Raw genomic sequence first — 20,029 nt, 5'->3', positions numbered from 1 at the left:
AATATCAGTAGCAGATTAGACTAAACCAAAAAAATAACAAATAAAAGATATTTATTAAATAGTTATGATCATTGAAACAACACAGCAACTTGGATTTAGGTAATACCAGAAAGATGAAGAAAAGTTAATAATAAGAAGCCACATTTTAATATTGGAGATATTCTACTGATAAAACTGCACTTATTCTGATGCATAACGGAAGTACTAAGTTATACACATCATTTTTGAGGATAGTATGAATAACCTTATAAGAAACACCATCGCAATAAAGAGCATCTTTCTGTCTTGTTTATTCTTTACGATTCAAGCTCAAGCTAATTGGGAAACACAAGCTCTGAATTTACAAAACAGCATCGACAATGATGCTCCCTTCTATGAAACAACATGGGCTGGTACTCACAATTCATTTTCAAATCAAGATGATGATTCCATCTATATTGACTGGGTAAATCAAAGTATGTCCATTAAGAAACAATTAGATAGTGGGATCAGGGAACTTGTATTAGATATACATTTTGACGCAGGTGCAGTACGTGTTTGTCACAATAATATAGATACTCAATACTTCGGTTATTTTGACTGTATCTATGGCTATACTGGCAGCCGACTTTTAATTGATGCCCTCGAAGATATCAAATCATGGTTAAATGATTCACATATGAGGCAAGTTCTTTTACTAAAAATAGAATTAGCTAATTCAGCCCAAAGAAACCCAATTCAAGTGGCTCAAGCACTCAACGAAATAGCAAACTATGCGTATTTACCCGCTGTAGATTCTGGCTATTCGGCGGTATTACCGACTCACTTAACGAAAAGTAAAGTACTTGCATCTCATAAGAATATCATCATTTTTTCTAGTGAAGATCATTTATCCCATGAACTCAGTAATTTAGTTTTCAGTTCAAATGGAGTAGTGCAAGATTTAAAAAAAACAGACTGGATGGACTTTACTCATGATCACACAACTCATATGACTCGAGTGAAAGATGGGACCACTCAGGGCGGTTTACTCAATAGCTTAGGCTATATCAACAAAAAAGCCCCTAAACTGACTCCGTTAACCACAACGCATTATTTAAATGCCGGACTTAATATCTTTGAAACTTATGGGTTTAACAGTAAAGAAGCTAGCTGGATTGTCAATGGACTGCTCCCAGTTCAAGCTGCCGATTTAGTATGGAGCTGGGAAAAAACCAACCCAATGATCTCGGTCAGTGCGCAAAAATCAACTTTGAAACTAATCGATTTAACAGCGATGAATGTGGGGAATATTTTCATGCTGCTTGCCGAAAACTAGTAAATGCTCATGAACAAAGGGAAGCCACAAAATGGATGATAACAAAATCTAAAGTCGCTTTTAGCGATGCGGACCAAGCTTGTTTAATTGAAGGGCATGGAGAATATGTTTTTGCCACACCAAGAAACAAAGTCGAACTGAATAAACTCATTGATAAACGTAATGAGAACAGCAGTATTGAATCTATCTGGATTAATTATCACAAGAAATATGGGCATTGGAAAGCCGACATAGGCGAAGCTGATGACGAACTTAAAACCTTCTGTCAACAATCCCCCGATGCTAAAATCTGTTCTGTAATGGATGAATCTTTAAAATTAATAGATGGTTCGCTGTTAAACTAATTCATAAGGATGCCAGTCATTCAACTGGCATCCTTATCATTGGCTATTTATTCAATAAATTAGCAGCAGGCTCACTCAAACGATACATTAATAAAGCGGCTTTTTTAGCATTTTTTTCTAAACTGCCTAAGTCGCCAATTTCGTCACTTGTATGGCCCCCCGTCCCCATTAAACCTAACCCATCAAGAGACATATCCACATAGTTGGCCGCAAAAGAGATATCTGCCGCCCCGGCATTACGTGGATTAACCGCAACAACCTTACCATAGCCCAAATCTTCACTGATCTGATTATAAAGTGCCAATAACTTACGATTATTCTCCGTGGCAGCCATGGGTGGATAGCCTTCATTAAAAATAAGGCTTGCCGATGTCATGGGTAAACTTTGAGACACGATTTCCAACATTTTCTCTTTCGCTTTATCAAGTTGCTCAGGTGAAAGCGCACGAATATCTCCCATCACAACCGCTTCTTTGGAAACGACATTGGTTTTTCCTAATGCAGAACCATTGGTCGCATTGGTTTTATGATCAATATCAGTACCCGCAAGAATAAGCCCTGGATTAAAGGTCAAATTATCCATTGAAGATAGAGACTCACGAAAACCATTAAGGATCCTTGCCATTTCATAAATGGCACCGTCACCCACTTTTTCAGTAAAAATTTGTGATGAATGAGCAGGCTCTCCAGTGACTTTCAAAATCCAATCAGCTGCGCCTCTGCGTGCAATCACTGCCGTTTTAATATTGCCATCACCGTCTTCAAAACCTAAGGCAACATCAGCCCACTTAGCCGCATCAGCAATGGCTTTTTTCGATGCAGATAAAGGCAAGCCACTTTTCTCTTCATCGCCCGTCATCACGACTCTTAAACGAACTCTGTCCAGCACACCTGCTTGTTTTAACGCTTTAATGGCGGTTAACATGACCACATCGCCACCTTTCATGTCACTCACACCAGGGCCCGCTGCATGAGTATCATCGAGCATTTGATACGTCTGAAAAGCATCATCCTTTGCAAATACCGTATCCAAATGGCCAATAAGCAAGATTTTCTTACCTTGTGTTCCATATTCAGCCACTAAACTACCAGCTCGATTATAACTAGAGCCATCCTGCCATTGTGCCTTAAAACCTAAAGCTTCCAGCTCTTGCTTAAAGACCATACCCACTTTTTTCACACCAGCAAAATTCATGGTACCACTATTAATATTAACCACTTTTTCCAGTAGAGCACGAGCCTTAGGGAGGGACTGATCAACCGAATTTACAATATTCGATTCAATTCTAGTGTCTTGGTTATTGGCCTGTGAGAGCGGAGTATTAGCAAAAGCAACACCGCACAATAAGCAGCTTACCGCTAAAAAATAAGAAGAAAAGGATAAACGACTCATTAAAGCCTCATTAACAATTTACTTTGAAGGTTATGGAGTATATCGAATCAAACATTAAGCGCTAAATGTTGAAAGCAGATCAGACCAATAAACGCAAAACAATTAACAAACAAGCATAATGTTAATTATCATTTCTAAATAAGTAAGTTAATGAAAGCAATAACGTAATAAATGCAGAGTTTAAATAGAATTGCACCACAGAATAGGCACAAAAAATAAACAATAGTAAAGATATAAAACAACAAAAAAACATCGTTATAATGACATTTATTCCCGTTATGCTTTAAGAAGTCGCATTCAATAAAAAATGAAAAGGTGCTAAGAGAGTCATACGAATAACGGCATCAATATTCACTCTCTTTTAAAAAGAATAAACTTATAGCAATTGTGCTTGATTACCGTAATCAATGGTTTGCTCACTATTACGTCGCAATAAATTATCAATAATATATTGCTGATCGACCAAAAGCTTACCATTAACATCATTAGCATACTGACTTTCGGTCGCCAAAATTAATAACTGTTGCCAAATGCCATTAACTTGTTTAGCTGACTGGGGAGGTAGCTTAGTAATCAGCTGCTCCATACCTGCTGAGTTTCCAGAGAACCCTAAACGATGTAACGCCGCACTTCGATGATCTGCGCTCTGTTTCAAACTTTCACATAATGTACTTTGATGTTCATTATGATTTTGTAACGCTTCATGATCCCGTTGTTGCATCAACTTCCGCTGATGCGCCAACAGATTTTTAAGTTGCTTATAACCTTCTACGTCTTGGCGAATGCCCCTAACGAGGCTTTGTACTAGCTCACGTTTTTCTGACATAGTGTTATCCGTGTTGGTTAATCATCGCTTCAGTTATTTTACCTAAATCAAGATCAAAAGTGCCATCTTTTAGAGATTGACGAAGGGCATCGACTTTAGCTTGATCGACACCATCAATTTGCTGCAGTTGAGGTTGAGAACGCGCTAACAACTCCCAATCTTCACTCACCGCTTTAGGTGTAGCAATCTGTCTAACTTGATTATCAACAGGCTTAGGCTCTGCCTTCGTTGAAGTTTGTCCCATACTAGCACCCACTTCAGCATTCAGTGCACTATTAATCTTATTTATTTCCATACCGTTTCCACCCGTTATATTAATGCCGTTACACCCAATTGCTTAGGTGTATATAATAAAGCGACCTCAAATACGTTTCGCTGAAATACAATTGTGACCCCATTCACGACCAAACAATATGAGATAACAAATAAAACCTAACATAGATAACCAATAATAAAGGCACATACACAAAAAAGTCTTAAAAACGTGTGGAAACTTTACCTTTACCTGTGGGGTAAGCAAGGATGATTTTCCCCGAACTGAGATTCTTAACTCGAACAGCTTCCCCTTCGCTCCCTGACTCCAATGCTTCCCCGGGCATTTTGGCATAAAAGCCTTGGCTTTTCGCCTCAATAATCACTTTATCACCAATCTTTACTAATACTGGCGCCCCTAAGTACATGGCCTTAATGGGCTTAAAACGATGTTGTTTCCTCACAACTTGTCGGCCAATAATATCCTCCAATTTGGTTAATACTTCTTTATCCGATCCTTTAAGACTAAGTTTCATCCAAGTCACATCTTTGGCCTTCACTTGCTCGCCTCGCTTCATAACACGATTAAAAACAGGCAATCGCGCAGTCACTTCTACTTTCGCTCTGACATATAAAGACCACCCCTGAGACGGGCAACTTAGCTTTCGCTGAACTTGACCAAAATCAATATCAGCAGAATTAATAATGGGAGGCGTTGGGCATAATGAAAGTTTCTCAGCGCCAGAAGGTACTCGCACAGTCATACTGTGCGTCAAACCTTTCACTTTCGCATATTTTTGCCACTGCTTGAGCTCTTGAGTTAACACTTGGGTCATGCGCATTTTCAATTGCTCAGAGGTGGCCGATTCAGCTTGTGCTAACGGTATAAAGAAATTTGAAATAAAAGCACAACTTAAAAGCAATAACCGCTTCAACAAAAACATAAAGCCAACCACAATGAGTGAGATATGCAATGCAATATACCCAAGCTATAGGCAGATGCAAGTCACAACGCCTCATCAGTATAAAAAGCGGAAAACAATAGGAAGTAAAAACAGAAAAGAGGAAGCGTGCATTCCCAATTCCATTCCAAAAAAACAATAACCTCATAATATAAAACAATAAAAATAGTTGGCACGTTAATTGAATAATGAGAATTCATTCACGGTAACACCGCTTTAATCATTTTATTACGAGGAGCCGATATGGCCATTAATCTTGATGCAGCACTGGGTATTCATCCCCAGGCACTGGATTTTAGGGTAGAACGTAGCAAGGTACTAGCAGGAAACTTAGCCAATGCCGAAACCCCTGGCTATAAAGCCCGCGATATGGACTTCAGTTCAGTCATGTCACAAGTCAACGCTGGCATGACACCAAATCGTGATTATGAAATGGGTTACCGCGTGCCATATCAGACCTCTGCCGATGAAAACACCGTAGAACTCGGAAAGGAACAGGCTCGATTCTCTCAAAATGCCATGGATTATCAAACCAGCCTGACTTTTCTAAATATGAAAATCTCCGGACTTAAATCCGCCATTGAAGGACAGTAGGAACTCACTATGTCATTTGGAGAAATCTATCAAATAGCAGGCGCGGGTATGAATGCGCAAACCATTCGCCTCAATACCGTTGCCAGTAACTTGGCTAACGCAGGCGCTGCTGCAGAAAACCCTGATGATGCTTATCGAGCATTAAAACCTGTTTTCTCGACTATTTATAATCAAGTTGACGGTCAAGTCACCAGTGCTCAAGTTGACGTTGCAGCCATTGTTGAAACCGATGCCCCTCTTGATATGCGTTATGAGCCTGATCATCCCTTTGCCAATGAGCAAGGTTATGTGGCGTATTCCAACGTCAATACTGTCGATGAAATGGCTGACATGATGGCCGCTAGCCGCGCCTTTGAAACCAGTGTAGAAGTCATGAACCGTGCTCGCTCGATGCAGCAAGGTCTATTACAACTTGGAGCTAATTAAGATGAATGTTAATGCGTTATCCAGCAGTTATAACACCCCTGAAATCGCAACCAGTGCAGACAGTTCAAGTGCACTAACTAACGAATTCATGACTTTAATGATTGCACAAATTCAAAACCAAGATCCTACTAACCCTATCGATGGTACAGAATATGTGTCTCAACTGGCGCAGTTCTCACAGGTCGAAAGTTTAGAAAAAATGCGTTCAGATCAAAACACGCAAATGGTGATGATTGAAAACATGGGCATAGTGCAATCAGCGAACCTAATAGGCAAAGAGGCCATGGTTGCAGCAGATTCACTCCAAATTGAAGCAGACAGTGACACCATTCAAGGAAAAATTTACCTTGAAAATGCCACCAGTGATGTCAGCGTTGAGATTGTGGATGCCAACGGAGAAGTTGCCCACACCATTAACTTAGGTGCGCAAGGTAAAGGCGACATACCTTTTGACATTAATCCACAATCTCTTGGCTTACCAAAAGGTGAGTACAAATTACAAGCTAAAGCAACTACAGGGGATGAGTCCACCAGCTTAAAAACCTTTGTACAAGCCCCCATTGAAAAAATCCATTTTGCCAGTGCATCAGGCATGATGATGGCCGAACTCGGCTTTGGGCTAGGAACAGTCTCTGTTCTTGAAATATCTGAAGTTTCTTAATTGAGCTTCTAAGAAATTACATTTAATTAACTTCATATTGATTTAATAGGGAAACGTTTTTATGTCTTACAATATTGCACTGAGTGGCCTACAAGCAACCACACAAGATTTAAACACCATCAGTAATAATATCTCAAATGCTTCAACCGTTGGTTTTAGAGGCGGACGCAGTGAATTTGCCGCTATTTACAATGGCGGTCAAGCAGGCGGTGTCAACGTCATGTCCACCACACAAAATTTCTCAACGGGCGGCACCTTAAACTATACCGGTCGTGAACTTGATCTAGGTATTCAAGGTGATGGCTTCTTCGTCTTATCAGGACAAGATGGCAGCACGTTATATGCCCGTGCAGGGATGTTCAATCAAGATGCTAACGGCTATGTCGTCGACCCTGCGGGTAACCGTCTGCAAGGATACCCAGTTAATGCGGCAAAACAGCTGCAAAACGGTACGATTAGCGATCTTCAAGTGCAATCAGGCAGTCTTGCTGCCAACCCAACCACACAAGTCGGCATTGTATCAAATTGGGACTCAACCGTTGATGCCATTGATACTACCTTAAATCCATTTGATGCTACAGATTCAAGTACTTACCATTCTTCCACCACAGTAACAGTCAACGACTCTCTGGGTAAAGAGCATGCCCTTACTGAGTATCATGTCAAAACAGCTGCAAACACATGGGAAGTGCACTATATGATGGATGGTGAAGATGTTGGCACCAATAATCTAACCTTTAACAACGACGGTACATTAGCCACTGGCGGTACAACCACGCTGAACATTACCAGTGGCACGAATCCTAACATCATTGCGGGTGTGGACGATTTAACCATTGATTTAAGCTACACCAACACCACACAATACGCGAAAAAATATAACAACTCCGGCCTCAGCCAAGATGGTTACACATCTGGAGAGCTAAACGGTATCCGTCTCGATGAAAACGGCATGCTTTACGGCACTTACACCAATGGCCAAGAGCAACTGCAAGGCCAAGTGGTATTAGCCGATTTCAATAACCCTAATGGCTTAACCCCTGTCAGTAACAATGCTTGGGCCGCCACCAACCAAGCAGGCCAGGCGGTCATTGGCTCACCCACAACAGGGACATTAGGCGGGATAAGCTCTGGCTACCTTGAAGGCTCAAACGTCGATACCACAGCTGAAATGGTGAACCTAATGACTGCCCAACGAAATTATCAGTCTAATGCCAAAGTACTCGATGCAAACTCAACCATGCAACAAGCCCTACTAAACGCCATTTAATTTTTTGTGATTGGCTGAGGGCAATATGAGTGCACAGCATGCTCAGCCAATTTTTCATATTAAATAACGTACATAGGATTTAAGGATAACAGCATGGATAGAATGCTATACACAGCGGCCACAGGTGCGGCGCGAATAATGGAAGCGCAGTCCATTCGCGCAAACAACTTAGCCAATGCCGATACCACAGGTTTTAAAGCTGATCTAGAACGCGTTAATGCACAAACCGTAACGCCTATGGGCAACAGTTTACGCACTCGTGTTCTGGCACAAACGGAAGATACAGGCTTTAACAAACAAGCTGGCGCCCTAAATCCCACAGGCCGCACCCTTGATTTAGCCATTCGCGATCATGGCTTATTTACTGTGATGACAGACGAAGGTGAAGCCTATACCCGATCAGGCGCCATTGTTCCCGATGCAACGGGTCAACTGACCCTTGATGGTCGCAGCGTACAAGGATTAAACGGCCCAATTGTGCTACCTGAATACCGTGAACTCTTTGTTGGCGATGATGGCCGCATTAGCATTCTAGGCGCTGAAGGCGGCATTATTGAGCAAGTGGCTCAGCTTAAAATGGTTAACCCTGAACTCGACACAATGAAAAAAGGACAAGACGGTCTGTTTTACAGCCGCGATGGCAATCCTCTTGTCGCCGATGACAGCGTCAGAGTCGACAGTGGTTTTTTAGAGGCCAGTAATGTGCAAGCCGTCAGTGAGCTTATCGCTTCAATGGATCTCAGCCGTCAATTTGAAATTCAAGTCAAATTGATGAAAAGCGCCGAAAAATTAGCCGAAGCAGGCAACCGCCTGATTAAAAACGCTTAAAGGATAAGAAAATGCAATCAGCATTATGGGTAAGTAAAACAGGCCTAACGGCCCAAGATGTTAAAATGACGACCATTGCCAACAACTTGGCAAACGTTAACACCACAGGTTTTAAACGTGACCGTGTCGCCTTTAACGATCTCTTCTACCAAGTACAACGTCAACCCGGTGGTCAAGTTGATGAGCTCAACCAACTGCCTTCTGGTTTACAGTTAGGTACAGGTACTCGCGTGGTTGGCACACAAAAAGTCTTCACCACAGGTGACATGCTAACAACCAACCAACAGCTCGATATTGCCATTGAAGGACAAGGTTTCTTTCAAATTGAAGAGGCGAACGGCGATATTGGTTACACCCGTAACGGCCAATTTTATCGCAGCAGCGAAGGCTTAATGGTGACCTCTCAAGGCTTACCTTTAGTGCCAAATATCGAAATTCCTGAAGATGCACTTAACATCACCATTGCAGCAGACGGCACAGTATCGGCACAAATTGCCGGTAACAGTGACTCACAAGAACTCGGTCAAATCACACTCGTCAACTTCAGTAACCCAACGGGTCTTGAAGCGCGCGGTGACAACCTTTACCGCGAAACATCCGCATCGGGTGCCGCCATTGAAGGGATTGCAGGGGATCAAGCCATGGGCCAATTAAGACAAGGTTCTTTAGAAGGTGCGAACGTGAATGTTGTTGAAGAAATGGTTGAAATGATCTCAACCCAACGCGCCTATGAAATGAACGCAAAAGTCGTTTCAGCGTCAGATGACATGCTTAAATTTCTCAACCAGTCTCTTTAATCGAAACTGATGTTGTTCCACTTTACACCAATACGATAAGGGATACAGATGCGTCATTTATGGATAGGAGTGCTGTTAATATTATCAGGTTGTGCAGCTCATTTTCCAGAGGCCGAAACCAAACCCGGTCTTGCTGAATGGGCACCGCCAGAAATTGATTACAGCCTACCAGAGGCAAAAGATGGCAGCCTATATCGTCAGGGCTATATGTTAACCCTGTTTAAAGATAAACGTGCTTTTAGAGAAGGTGACATTCTCACCGTTGCTTTGGATGAAAAAACCTTTTCAAGCAAAAAGGCTGATACGTCAACCAGCAAAGATCAACAAATGGGCTTCGGTTTAACCTCAGATATTGATGGTAATGCTTATTCTGCCAATGCCGATGGATCTTTTGGTCGTGCCTTTGATGGCAGCGGTTCCAGTACACAGCAAAATCAACTGTCGGGCTCCATTACCGTCACCGTTGCTAAAGTACTGCCTAATGGTGCGCTCCTTATTCGTGGTGAAAAGTGGTTAAGGCTTAATCAAGGCGATGAGTATTTACGCTTAATCGGTCTGATCCGTATTGATGATATCGGTACAGACAACACCATTTCTTCTCAAAGAATTGCTGATGCTCGCATCATTTATGGTGGCCAAGGCGCCATTGCCGATAGTAACTCTATGGGCTGGGCAGCACGTTACTTTAATAGCCCATGGTTCCCATTATGATGCGAGATTTATTCCAGCTTACTCAGCGGTTCACTTCGGCAAGGAAGGGGAAAATGAAAAAATTAACATTACTCGCCAGTGTGTTTTTGATGCTAGCAACAGGGCCTAGTCTTGCCCAAGAGTCAAGCCAAAACCGATATCTCATGGATATCGTTGATGTCCAAGGTATTCGTGGTAACCAACTAGTCGGTTACGGTTTAGTCGTTGGGCTCAATGGCACAGGCGATCGCACTCAAGTCAAATTCACCAGTCAATCTGTCGTCAATATGCTCAAGCAATTTGGCGTACAACTTGACGATAGAATCGATCCTAAATTGAAAAACGTGGCCGCCGTTGCTGTGCATGCAACAGTGCCTGCGTTAACCAGCCCTGGGCAAACCATAGACATCACAGTATCGTCACTCGGCGATGCCAAGAGTTTACGCGGCGGCACACTGTTAATGACACCGCTAAAAGGGGTGGATGGTGAAATCTACGCCGTGGCTCAAGGTAACTTAGTCGTTGGCGGCGTTTCAGCTCAAGGACGCAATGGGACCTCAGTGACGGTCAATGTCACCACAGTGGGCAATATTCCTAACGGCGCCATATTGGAAGCTGAAATTCCCAGTAACTTTCATGACAAAGATCATATTGTCCTGAATCTTAGGGCTCCGAGCTTTAAAACCGCCCGCAATATCGAACGTGCCGTAAACGATCTTTTTGGTCCAAATGTCGCGGCAGCCGACAGCAAAGGAAAAGTGCTCGTTCGCGCGCCCAAATCTCATCGTGAACGTATTACCTTTATGTCCATGCTCGAAGAGCTGCAAATTCTACAAGGACGTAAGCCCCCCAGAGTGGTCTTTAATAGCCGAACAGGTACAGTCGTTATGGGTGGTGGTGTCGTCGTGCGAAAAGCGGCCGTTAGCCACGGTAATTTAACCGTCAGCATTATCGAAAAACCACAAGTCAGCCAACCAAACAGCGCTATTTATGGTGTCGCACAAGGCCGCACTGTGGTGACCACAGATAGCCAAGTGAATCTTGATACGGGCAGCGGACACATGTTCGTCTGGGAAGAAGGTGTCGCATTGGAAGAAATTGTCAGAGCAATTAACAGCCTTGGCGCCTCTCCCATGGACTTGATGTCTATATTACAAGCATTAGACGAAGCCGGCTCACTAGAAGCTGAGCTCGTCGTAATATAAATCAAATGATAACGGTTCAACCCCAAGTAAGCTTATCGTCTAAGCAATTAGGCGTTTAAGCTTACTTTTTAACATTCGGTAATGGCGTGCATATGAAACTCGACAATTCACATAGCTACTTAAATCAAACCAATGCTGGCGATCTCATCAAAAGCAACGGAGAGTACGGTGCGCTGAAACTAGTCAGCCAACAGTTTGAAGCACAGTTTTTACAAACAGTGCTAAAACAAATGCGCAGTGCATCCGATGTGATGGCGGATGAAGATAACCCACTCTCGGCGCAAAAAGACAGCTTATATCGTGATTGGCATGACTCAGAGCTTGCCGGACGCTTAAGTCAAATGCAAAGCACAGGCCTTGCCAGCGTCATGACCAAACAATTAGCCAGCGCCCTTAAGTCGCGCCCTGAAGCGGTCGCCTCTAATGAACAAATATCAACACAAAACGCCGCTAATATTGCGACTAATATATCAACCACAGCCATGCAACCTGCGCTTATTACTCCCATCAAGGTGAAATAACTCGTAAGCATGACGGTATGTATTCATTCAAGGCATAACTGAAATGAGTATTAGCAGCTTTGTTCGACTAAATTAAGGAAACACAATGAGTCTTCTCAATATTGGTATGTCAGGGCTAACGGCCAGCATGGCTGCCTTAAATACTACCTCAAATAATGTTGCCAACGCTGCGGTTGTCGGTTATTCACGTCAACAAGTGATGACAAGTTCAGTCGCGGGTGGAGGATATGGCGGCGGCGCGGGCGTCAATGTTGATGGTATTCGCCGTATTTCAGATCAATATCAAGTCGCTCAGCTTTGGAATTCAAGCAGCAGCGTGGGTTATGCCAATACTCAACAAAGTTACCACAGCCAAGTGGAAACGATTTTCAATACCGACGGTAATAATATTTCCGAAGGCTTGGATGCACTTTTTGCCGCTTTAAATGCCTCAATGGAAAAACCCAGCGAAACCGCTTATCGCCAAGGTGTGCTCAATGAGGCTAAAGCCTTAAGCCAACGGATCAACTCAATCAGCGATGGTTTAAATACACAAACCACCCAAATAGAAAGCCAAATTGGCGCTTCGGTCAATGAAATCAATGCGCAACTTGATACCATTGCCCGTTTAAACACTGAAATTCAAGCATCGGCCAATAACGGCAATCCATCGGCTTCCTTATTAGATAGCCGTGATGTCGCCATTGATGACTTAGCCAAGATCATCGACATTCGCGTTACAGAAGAAAGCAATGGCATGGTCAATATTTCACTGGCTCAAGGTCAGCCATTACTTGCCGGTACGCTTACATCAACATTAGTGACATCACCACTCAATAGTAATCCAACGCTTAATCAAGTCAGCATTGAATTCGGCCAATCGACTTTTCCTGTTGATGAAAACACCGGCGGCAGTTTAGGAGCCTTGCTGGACTATCGAGATAACGATCTCACAGACTCCATCACCTTCACCAATGAAATGGCTAAAAATTTAGCTGATGAGTTTAATAATGTACTTAAACAAGGTACCGATCTTAATGGTGCCACACCAACCGTCGATTTATTTAGCTATGATGCCGGCAATCCTGCAGGGACATTGACTCTAACCTCAGGTTTTACCTCTGACATGCTGGCTTTTGGACAAGATGGCACACCGGGGGATAACAGTAACCTTAAGGAGCTGGTTAGCATTGTTAATACCAACTTTGCCTTTGGCTCGATTAATGCCAACACCACAATGGGTGATGCCTTTGCAGCCAAAATCGGTCAGCTAGGTTCAAGCGCACGTCAAGCTGGATTAAATGCCGAAACCAGTAAACAATTACAAATGGATGCCCAAGCTCAATGGTCTAGTACCAGCGGTGTCAACTTAGATGAGGAAGGCGTCAACCTCATCAAGTATCAACAACAATATCAAGCTAATGCCAAGATTATCTCCACGGCCGATCAATTATTTCAAACTCTTTTAAGCAGCATTTAAGGAAATAAATCATGCGCATTAGTATGCAAAACATGTACAGCAGTAACCTGTACAGCTTACAAAAGTCCACTATTGAAATTGCACGTCTAAATGAGATGCAATCAACAGGGAAATCACTACTTAAACCCTCTGACGACCCTATTGGTTCAGTGCAAGTCATTGGTACTGAGCGTGATGTTGCAGCCACGTCACAATACATAAAAAATATTGACTCTCTCAGTACCGGCCTTGACCGCTCTGAAACTCACCTTTCCAGTATGATCGATCTTCAAGGTCGTTTACGTGAAATTACCGTCGCCTCTAATAATGGCAGCTTATCACCGGAAGATCGCGCAGCCTACAGCGCAGAAATGGAAGAGCTAATGGAAAGCATGGTGTCATTAGTCAATGCCACCGATGAAAGTGGCAATTATCTTTTTTCAGGCAATCTAACCAACACTCAACCTCTGCTTAAAGACAACAATGGCGTTTATAGCTATCAAGGTGATAGCAATCAACGTGAAGTGCAAGTGGCAAATAACACTTGGATGGAAGCCAATGTAACCGCAGACGCTTTTATTTTCAGTAATGGCAGTAATGATATCTTTAATCAGGCCCAAGCTTATATGGAAGTATTAAAGGATCCCACCCTGTCACCAGGTGATGCTGGATTCGATACCGCCGCTGCAGATATGCAGAGTACATTAGATGATACACTAAACAGCATTAGTGCAACCATTACTGACTTAGGTGGTAAGCAAAACAGCTTAAACCTAACTAAAACCTCCCATGAAGAAATGAAAATTTTCAGCCAAGGAGTTATTGGAGATGTTGAAACATTAGATTATGCTCAAGCTACAGCTGAGTTCAATATGAAACTCACCGCGCTACAGGTCACACAACAAACTTTCGTACAGATCAGTAAATTATCATTATTTAGCCAAATATAGAGATTAAAAATTATGCTTAATGGAGTTACAGACAGCCTAAATGTTCAACACCGCAGCCAAACGGTTAGTGCACCCATTAGTGAACTGCCTCAATCGCTGCCAAACGTTCAGGCTAAAATGTCCTCCATTCCGACTCACAGGCTGGAATCTTATGTTCGTTGGGCCAAAGTCACCCAAGGCCAACATAAAATTTCAGCCTCACAAGTGGCCGAGCATAGCTTAAAGCATGTTATCAAACTGCTTAAAAAGCTCAAAAAACAAGTACAAATATCACTCAAAAATACCTCACCAATACAAACAGAGCCTGATCAAACTTGTTTACGTTTACAGCAAATGTTGCTGAACCTTAAGCCTCAATACCAAGGCAAAACATTAATTGATCATCAATTAAATGTGATCACACCGACTCGTCCTGCGAGCCCACGACAATTCACATTAAAATCTGTGGAGCTCACAAAACCCAAAGCTAGAGATGAGCGTATTAGTTTGCAAATAGGCGGCGCCATAACAAACATCACACTACCGGCTAATTATTCTCAAGCGCGCTTAGCCAGTCATTTAGCGGCAAACTTGAAGCCCTTAGGGATTCAACTGCAAGCCCAACAAATTGCCAACAACCCAGCAATAGGTTCACCAATAACCCCAAGTTTGTTCAATACTCACGAGAAGCAATGGCAACTCATCAAAGATGGCATATTCATGACGGGACAAGGTCAACGTCTACCCGCGGGAGAGCCGAGATTAATTAAGGTCATCGAAGAACTAAACTGGCAAGATCCAAGGGAATGGCAATTTAACAGTCACAGCAACCTGAAACAAAGTATGGCTAAAATCAGTAAGTCATTGAGTAAAATTGAGCAGCAGTTACAAGAATTAGGCGAAGTACAGCAAAAAATACGCTTACAACTGAAGCAAATTAATAATGGAAAACAACAAGATTTTGATGTACAAAATACATTACAGCGCCTAAATACCTTAATGCAACCAAGTCCCTTTAGCGCACATGTACGCTCACTCATGGCCCAAGCCAATGTGAATCGTAATCAAGTCTCTTCACTGCTGGGGTAAAATGTGCCGATGCTTTGATAACTCAGGTATTTATAAATATCAAAGCAAAGGGGGATTGGCCCATAAAGTCGCCTCCCCTTTTCAATCAGCCTTTCGACCTCTTTATCGCATGACCTCGAAACGCTCCCATAATCCATCATTAATGTGCCTCAAACTGTCACCAACTACTCGCTCTGAGACTACCATTTTGTATTAATTTAGCTATATAACCTAAACTCAGGTTAAGCAGCGCCGGTAAATATCACTATTTTTGCCCCTATCGCCTGTTAATACAGGAGCAATTAACGACCTTGCCTACAGTATGTTAACCCCCCACTGAAAGATCACTTATACAATGAAATCAACACAAGTCAAATTCACTGCAATTTAATAAAACTGACATTTAATCTTCTGCAAAAAATCATAATAGTAGTGATCAAATCTCAAAAATAGTAAGCAAGCAATAATTTATTCGATCTTCATCACAGTTTGTTAATAAAATGTTTATTTTGTGATGTGGTGGGGTTTATTTGCACAGCTTGCAGAGTTAAGGTAGCGCCAAATGAAAGACAAGGACGGTGGTAATGAATAAGTATGACTCAATCATTGCTATCCAAGTACTCAACAAATTTAAAAGGAAATAACTGTGCGTACTTATACAGGTTCTATTTCACGTTTTACAGGTTTGATGGCATTAGCTCAATTAGGCATAACATCGCTAACCTTATCACATTCAGCTTTAGCCACTGATTATTACGCTTCAGAACAATGGATTATTCAGCAAGACTTTCAAATTGACGCCGGTGACAGGGTCATCGTTAATCAAGACACCCATGTTTATTTAGCAGATAACGCAACTCTTACCATTAATCCAAATGCCGCTTTAATATTACAAGAAGGAGTTAATATTGATGTCGGTGAAAACACTAAAATTGCAGTGTATGGTGAACTCAATTCAATGGGTAACGCCTATAATATGAATCGCTTCCAGTCTGTTCAGTTATCCCCAACAAACAGTGATTGGCAGGGGATCACCACATATAACGGCTCAACAGTCAACCTACGCTACACCCAAATAAGTCATGCAGTCAATGCCATTCATGCCCAAATTGGCACAACGATATTATTCCCGACTGATTCAAATCAAAATTATTCGGACACCCATTATAAGTCTGAAATAGAGAACGCTCCAATTAGTCAGCTTAATATTCGTTATAGTGATTTTAGCCATAACCAAACAGCCATCAATGTTAGCGAATTGCATACATTTGGCCAGCTAGATTCTAGTATCCAATATAATCAATTTAGCGATAATCAATATCACCTTTATACATCAAGCCAAGCACAGACTCTCAATACACCAATAAGCCCCACTGTTATTGATGCTCGCTTTAACTGGTGGTCAACAACAGACATTAATCATATTAAACAACATATTAGAGACACTCAGAATACTATAAGATTAAATAATCAAAACAGTAATGCATTAAGGGTCAATTACAGCCACTTTAGGCAGTCTATTTATAACAATGATATTTTAACGAATGCATTCATGCTGAAATTACCCAAAAAATGGAAACTAGATGATCCTATTACTATTGACCCAGGGTTTAATAGAGAAAGTCATTATCAATTGGATGGCAACTTTTTAATTGCGGGTGATACTCAATTTACCCCCTATCAATTAGCAACGCTTACAGAAAATAGTATGTTAATCGTAAGCGAAAATAGTGTGCTTTCTATTGCTCAAACCGCAAGATTCATTGTAGAACCTGGAGCTGTAATTTATTTAAGTAAAAATAGCCAAATCAACGTTAATGGTCATTGGGAGTTGCTTGAAGGTGTACAAGTCATTGCAGAAAAAGGTGCCAGAATCAATCTTAATGGTAGTTTATATGCTCAAGGTGCATCCCATAACCGCGTAAACTTTAATGCAGCATCTCACCTCATAAACCCAAATTGGCAAGGTATACAGCTCTCACAAGGAGCAGAATTAAACCTTCGCTTTGCGCAAGTTCAGCATGCGCAACAAGGCATTTATGCGAATTTGGTTCCAGATATTGTGTTTCCAGAACAAAGCCTTCCAACAAACTCATCTCAGCTAGAAGATGAACAAACAAAGATCATTATCACTCATACTCGTTTCATTGAAAATGGACAAGCTATCCGTCTAGACGTTGTTCCTGAAACTCAAAATGTAGACACATTAATTGAATATAATGACTTTATCGATAATAACATTCACTTATTCACTCAAGTATACCCCTTCCATGCTTACAAAGAAGAAGCCCAACATCAGTCTCAAGCATCTTTACCCTTTTCTCCAATTATCATAAATGCAAAGTTAAACTGGTGGAACAGTAATCAAATCGCAGAGATATCAGATAAAATCATCGATTTCCAACGTGCCACTAACGAAATTGATGGTTTGAGAATAGATTATAGCCAATATCGTCACTCACCAGAGTTAAATGATATTGTTAGAAATAGTCTCGTTGTTGAATTGCCAGACTATTTAAAAGTATCTGATCCATTTCAAATCGATCCTGGTTACAACCTTGAAACTGAATACAAACTCGATGGTGATTTCATCATTGCTGGCGACACTCAAATCAAACGCTATCAAGTCGTCACCTTAACCTCTGGAAGCAATTTGCACATTAGTGATAACATGAGCCTATCTCTTTCACCTAATGCCATTTTTATTATTGAACCCAATGCAAGTATCACCTTTGGCCATAATAGTCAGCTACTCAGTCAAGGACTCGTAATAGACAGAAACCATTAATTCATTGTAAAAAATGCATCTTTCTCGCTCACAAAGCCAGTCATTTCTTGACTGGCTTTTTCGATACTATCCTACATATAGTTAACTTAACCAACTGCGATATCAGCCTATTTGGTAATAAATTCAGGTTTAAGTCTCTTTGATACAGATAGTTAGAACGTTTAATAAACACCCATTTTAATTCAACGCCCATATTGTTCTAAAAACATCCAGCATTTTGAACTAGGCTTAATAAAGTTGATATTAGACAGCTGGAGGTCGTATTAATGCCTACCCCAAGAAAATCCATCATTAGTCTTGAAGATACCTCTTTTTATCACTGTATTTCACGATGTGTGCGCAAAGCATTTTTATGCGGAATAGACCATTACACAGGTCAGTCTTATGAGCATAGGCGTGAGTGGGTAGAAAAACGTCTATTACAATTAGCACAAATATTTTCCATCGATATTTGCTCATATGCCATCATGTCAAATCATGTGCACTTAGTATTAAGCATTGATATTTATCAAGCGAATAATTGGAGCAATACGGAAATTGTTGAACGTTGGCATAAACTGTTCAAAGGAACAAATATCACCCAAAAATTCAGTAAGGGTTTACAGCTAGAAAGCCACGAAATTGATATTTTATCAAATACGATAGCAACTTACCGAAGTAGGCTTAGTGATATCAGTTGGTTCATGCGTACACTCAATGAACCCATAGCAAGAATGGCAAATAAAGAAGACAAATGCAGTGGACGATTCTGGGAAGGTCGCTTTAAATCTCAAGCCCTACTCGATGAAGCCGCAATTATTGCCTGTATGGCTTATGTCGATCTCAACCCTATTCGTGCAAAAGCCACGAAAACTATAGAAGAAGCAGACTTTACTAGCATTCAAAAACGGATCAAAAGTTCTGCAGCTAACAAACAACCACAATATTTGCTGCCTTTTATAGGTAATAGGAGCCACGTCCCCTCTAAAGGTTTAGCTTTTCATTTTAAAGATTATTGCGAGCTTCTCTGTGAGACCAGTCAAATCCTTCAGGGAGAAAAACATACCTCTTTATATATTCCAACAAAGAATCTTTTGAAAAAACTAAATATTCCTATTCAAAACTGGATCAAATTGACCTCTGATTTTACTCGATTATTCAAAGGTCCTGTAGGAACATTGCAAGAACTAAGCATCTATTGTGAACATTTAGACAAAAAACGACGACAAGGCGCCGCTAACTGTCATCAATGGTTAGAGCCTTAAACTTATTAATTGAAAAATTATCCAAGCATAAAACCTTACTCATTGACTCTTTATTACATTGAGAAAAAGACTTTATGCATCCCAAGCATATATAGTAGATTGATTTTAAATCATTAAAAAATAATTCAATCTTAAATCTGATTCATTTCAAAATATAAAATCTTACTGTTACTTGAAAAATTGACATTTTAGAGCATTGAAATAGCAACACAGTCATAAGCTATGATGATTTGAGTAAAAGATAAATTTTCCAAAAACTAATTTGTAGCTTATCTATATGAATTAATAAAATTTTATCAACAGCTTATGAATTATTAACATCTTGATAATTAGATAATTGTTAACTTTAATGACTAATAGCAGCGCCCTCCACCTCCTAAAATCAATAACCTTAATGTAAGACTGATTCTAATCAATGGCAAATGAATCAATAATGATGATCCCTAACCACATTCTTAATAGTGGTTAACGTTTTCTAGAAAAAATAATTATGGGT

At 41.0% G+C, this 20,029-nt stretch carries 20 protein-coding genes; 16 read left to right on the top strand and 4 right to left on the bottom strand.

Features of this window, described 5'->3' with window-relative positions:
• Positions 1-235: 235 nt before the first annotated feature.
• Together Q0976_RS00215 and Q0976_RS00210 are read left to right on the top strand one after the other, a co-directional pair.
• The gene (locus tag Q0976_RS00215; RefSeq protein ID WP_299489618.1) at positions 236-1,297 is read left to right on the top strand and encodes a hypothetical protein; all 1,062 of its coding nucleotides are present in this window, start codon (positions 236-238) and stop codon (positions 1,295-1,297) included.
• A gap of 35 nt (positions 1,298-1,332) precedes the next feature.
• Positions 1,333-1,641, top strand: coding sequence for a hypothetical protein (locus tag Q0976_RS00210; RefSeq protein ID WP_299489615.1), 309 nt, complete (start codon positions 1,333-1,335; stop codon positions 1,639-1,641).
• Positions 1,642-1,684: 43 nt separating this feature from the next.
• Here the strand turns inward: Q0976_RS00210 and Q0976_RS00205 are convergent, their stop codons facing one another.
• From Q0976_RS00205 to flgA, 4 genes are all read right to left on the bottom strand, one after another.
• A complete protein-coding gene (locus tag Q0976_RS00205; RefSeq protein ID WP_299489613.1) occupies positions 1,685-3,034 on the bottom strand; it encodes a M20/M25/M40 family metallo-hydrolase in 1,350 nt (449 codons plus the stop codon).
• Between the two features lie 376 nt (positions 3,035-3,410).
• Positions 3,411-3,860 (bottom strand): flagellar protein FlgN, encoded by a 450-nt coding sequence (locus tag Q0976_RS00200; protein ID WP_299489611.1) that lies wholly within the window; start codon positions 3,858-3,860, stop codon positions 3,411-3,413.
• A gap of 4 nt (positions 3,861-3,864) precedes the next feature.
• Positions 3,865-4,155 (bottom strand): flagellar biosynthesis anti-sigma factor FlgM, encoded by a 291-nt coding sequence (flgM, locus tag Q0976_RS00195; RefSeq protein WP_299489609.1) that lies wholly within the window; start codon positions 4,153-4,155, stop codon positions 3,865-3,867.
• 181 nt (positions 4,156-4,336) lie between these two features.
• Positions 4,337-5,056, bottom strand: coding sequence for a flagellar basal body P-ring formation chaperone FlgA (gene flgA / locus Q0976_RS00190; protein ID WP_299489607.1), 720 nt, complete (start codon positions 5,054-5,056; stop codon positions 4,337-4,339).
• Between the two features lie 261 nt (positions 5,057-5,317).
• On the opposite strand from flgA, the gene Q0976_RS00185 reads away from it, so the two are divergent.
• The 14 genes from Q0976_RS00185 to Q0976_RS00120 all read left to right on the top strand — a co-directional run bounded on the left by Q0976_RS00185 (position 5,318) and on the right by Q0976_RS00120 (position 19,533).
• Entirely contained in the window at positions 5,318-5,668 is a 351-nt protein-coding gene (locus tag Q0976_RS00185; RefSeq protein WP_299489605.1) for a flagellar basal body rod protein FlgB, read from the top strand.
• A gap of 9 nt (positions 5,669-5,677) precedes the next feature.
• Positions 5,678-6,094 carry a flagellar basal body rod protein FlgC gene (gene flgC, locus Q0976_RS00180; protein WP_299489603.1) on the top strand — a complete coding sequence of 139 codons (417 nt, stop codon included), beginning with the start codon at positions 5,678-5,680 and terminating at the stop codon, positions 6,092-6,094.
• Position 6,095: 1 nt separating this feature from the next.
• Positions 6,096-6,755, top strand: coding sequence for a flagellar hook capping FlgD N-terminal domain-containing protein (locus Q0976_RS00175; protein ID WP_299489601.1), 660 nt, complete (start codon positions 6,096-6,098; stop codon positions 6,753-6,755).
• Positions 6,756-6,816: 61 nt separating this feature from the next.
• On the top strand, positions 6,817-8,025 hold the full coding sequence (gene flgE, locus Q0976_RS00170) for a flagellar hook protein FlgE (RefSeq protein ID WP_299489598.1): 1,209 nt from the start codon (positions 6,817-6,819) through the stop codon (positions 8,023-8,025).
• Between the two features lie 93 nt (positions 8,026-8,118).
• The gene (locus Q0976_RS00165) at positions 8,119-8,853 is read left to right on the top strand and encodes a flagellar basal body rod protein FlgF (protein WP_299489596.1); all 735 of its coding nucleotides are present in this window, start codon (positions 8,119-8,121) and stop codon (positions 8,851-8,853) included.
• 11 nt (positions 8,854-8,864) lie between these two features.
• Positions 8,865-9,650: a flagellar basal-body rod protein FlgG gene (gene flgG, locus Q0976_RS00160; RefSeq protein ID WP_299489594.1), complete on the top strand. Its 786-nt coding sequence runs from the start codon at positions 8,865-8,867 to the stop codon at positions 9,648-9,650.
• 48 nt (positions 9,651-9,698) lie between these two features.
• A complete protein-coding gene (flgH, locus tag Q0976_RS00155; protein ID WP_299489592.1) occupies positions 9,699-10,361 on the top strand; it encodes a flagellar basal body L-ring protein FlgH in 663 nt (220 codons plus the stop codon).
• 53 nt (positions 10,362-10,414) lie between these two features.
• Entirely contained in the window at positions 10,415-11,545 is a 1,131-nt protein-coding gene (locus Q0976_RS00150) for a flagellar basal body P-ring protein FlgI (RefSeq protein WP_299489590.1), read from the top strand.
• 92 nt (positions 11,546-11,637) lie between these two features.
• Positions 11,638-12,066 (top strand): rod-binding protein, encoded by a 429-nt coding sequence (locus tag Q0976_RS00145; RefSeq protein ID WP_299489588.1) that lies wholly within the window; start codon positions 11,638-11,640, stop codon positions 12,064-12,066.
• A gap of 85 nt (positions 12,067-12,151) precedes the next feature.
• Positions 12,152-13,525 carry a flagellar hook-associated protein FlgK gene (flgK, locus tag Q0976_RS00140; RefSeq protein WP_299489586.1) on the top strand — a complete coding sequence of 458 codons (1,374 nt, stop codon included), beginning with the start codon at positions 12,152-12,154 and terminating at the stop codon, positions 13,523-13,525.
• 11 nt (positions 13,526-13,536) lie between these two features.
• Positions 13,537-14,454 (top strand): flagellar hook-associated protein FlgL, encoded by a 918-nt coding sequence (flgL, locus tag Q0976_RS00135; RefSeq protein WP_299489584.1) that lies wholly within the window; start codon positions 13,537-13,539, stop codon positions 14,452-14,454.
• Between the two features lie 12 nt (positions 14,455-14,466).
• Positions 14,467-15,522 carry a hypothetical protein gene (locus Q0976_RS00130; protein WP_299489581.1) on the top strand — a complete coding sequence of 352 codons (1,056 nt, stop codon included), beginning with the start codon at positions 14,467-14,469 and terminating at the stop codon, positions 15,520-15,522.
• A gap of 625 nt (positions 15,523-16,147) precedes the next feature.
• Complete coding sequence (locus tag Q0976_RS00125) at positions 16,148-18,289, top strand: hypothetical protein (protein WP_299489579.1); 2,142 nt, start codon at positions 16,148-16,150, stop codon at positions 18,287-18,289.
• Positions 18,290-18,555: 266 nt separating this feature from the next.
• Positions 18,556-19,533, top strand: coding sequence for a transposase (locus Q0976_RS00120; protein ID WP_299489576.1), 978 nt, complete (start codon positions 18,556-18,558; stop codon positions 19,531-19,533).
• Positions 19,534-20,029: the final 496 nt, after the last annotated feature.

The sequence above is a fragment of the uncultured Shewanella sp. genome (genome assembly GCF_947501665.1).
Lineage (GTDB): Bacteria > Pseudomonadota > Gammaproteobacteria > Enterobacterales > Shewanellaceae > Shewanella.
Note: the sequence above shows the minus strand (reverse complement) of the source record. Positions and strands in the feature narration are given on the sequence as shown.

Bases quoted from the DNA above. Each gene is read 5' to 3' on its own strand.
- Q0976_RS00215 (WP_299489618.1), top strand. From the start codon at position 236: ATGAATAACCTTATAAGAAACACCATCGCAATAAAGAGCATCTTTCTG.
- Q0976_RS00210 (WP_299489615.1), top strand. From the start codon at position 1,333: ATGATAACAAAATCTAAAGTCGCTTTTAGCGATGCGGACCAAGCTTGT.
- Q0976_RS00205 (WP_299489613.1), bottom strand. From the start codon at position 3,034: ATGAGTCGTTTATCCTTTTCTTCTTATTTTTTAGCGGTAAGCTGCTTA.
- Q0976_RS00200 (WP_299489611.1), bottom strand. From the start codon at position 3,860: ATGTCAGAAAAACGTGAGCTAGTACAAAGCCTCGTTAGGGGCATTCGC.
- flgM (WP_299489609.1), bottom strand. From the start codon at position 4,155: ATGGAAATAAATAAGATTAATAGTGCACTGAATGCTGAAGTGGGTGCT.
- flgA (WP_299489607.1), bottom strand. From the start codon at position 5,056: ATGTTTTTGTTGAAGCGGTTATTGCTTTTAAGTTGTGCTTTTATTTCA.
- Q0976_RS00185 (WP_299489605.1), top strand. From the start codon at position 5,318: ATGGCCATTAATCTTGATGCAGCACTGGGTATTCATCCCCAGGCACTG.
- flgC (WP_299489603.1), top strand. From the start codon at position 5,678: ATGTCATTTGGAGAAATCTATCAAATAGCAGGCGCGGGTATGAATGCG.
- Q0976_RS00175 (WP_299489601.1), top strand. From the start codon at position 6,096: ATGAATGTTAATGCGTTATCCAGCAGTTATAACACCCCTGAAATCGCA.
- flgE (WP_299489598.1), top strand. From the start codon at position 6,817: ATGTCTTACAATATTGCACTGAGTGGCCTACAAGCAACCACACAAGAT.
- Q0976_RS00165 (WP_299489596.1), top strand. From the start codon at position 8,119: ATGGATAGAATGCTATACACAGCGGCCACAGGTGCGGCGCGAATAATG.
- flgG (WP_299489594.1), top strand. From the start codon at position 8,865: ATGCAATCAGCATTATGGGTAAGTAAAACAGGCCTAACGGCCCAAGAT.
- flgH (WP_299489592.1), top strand. From the start codon at position 9,699: ATGCGTCATTTATGGATAGGAGTGCTGTTAATATTATCAGGTTGTGCA.
- Q0976_RS00150 (WP_299489590.1), top strand. From the start codon at position 10,415: ATGAAAAAATTAACATTACTCGCCAGTGTGTTTTTGATGCTAGCAACA.
- Q0976_RS00145 (WP_299489588.1), top strand. From the start codon at position 11,638: ATGAAACTCGACAATTCACATAGCTACTTAAATCAAACCAATGCTGGC.
- flgK (WP_299489586.1), top strand. From the start codon at position 12,152: ATGAGTCTTCTCAATATTGGTATGTCAGGGCTAACGGCCAGCATGGCT.
- flgL (WP_299489584.1), top strand. From the start codon at position 13,537: ATGCGCATTAGTATGCAAAACATGTACAGCAGTAACCTGTACAGCTTA.
- Q0976_RS00130 (WP_299489581.1), top strand. From the start codon at position 14,467: ATGCTTAATGGAGTTACAGACAGCCTAAATGTTCAACACCGCAGCCAA.
- Q0976_RS00120 (WP_299489576.1), top strand. From the start codon at position 18,556: ATGCCTACCCCAAGAAAATCCATCATTAGTCTTGAAGATACCTCTTTT.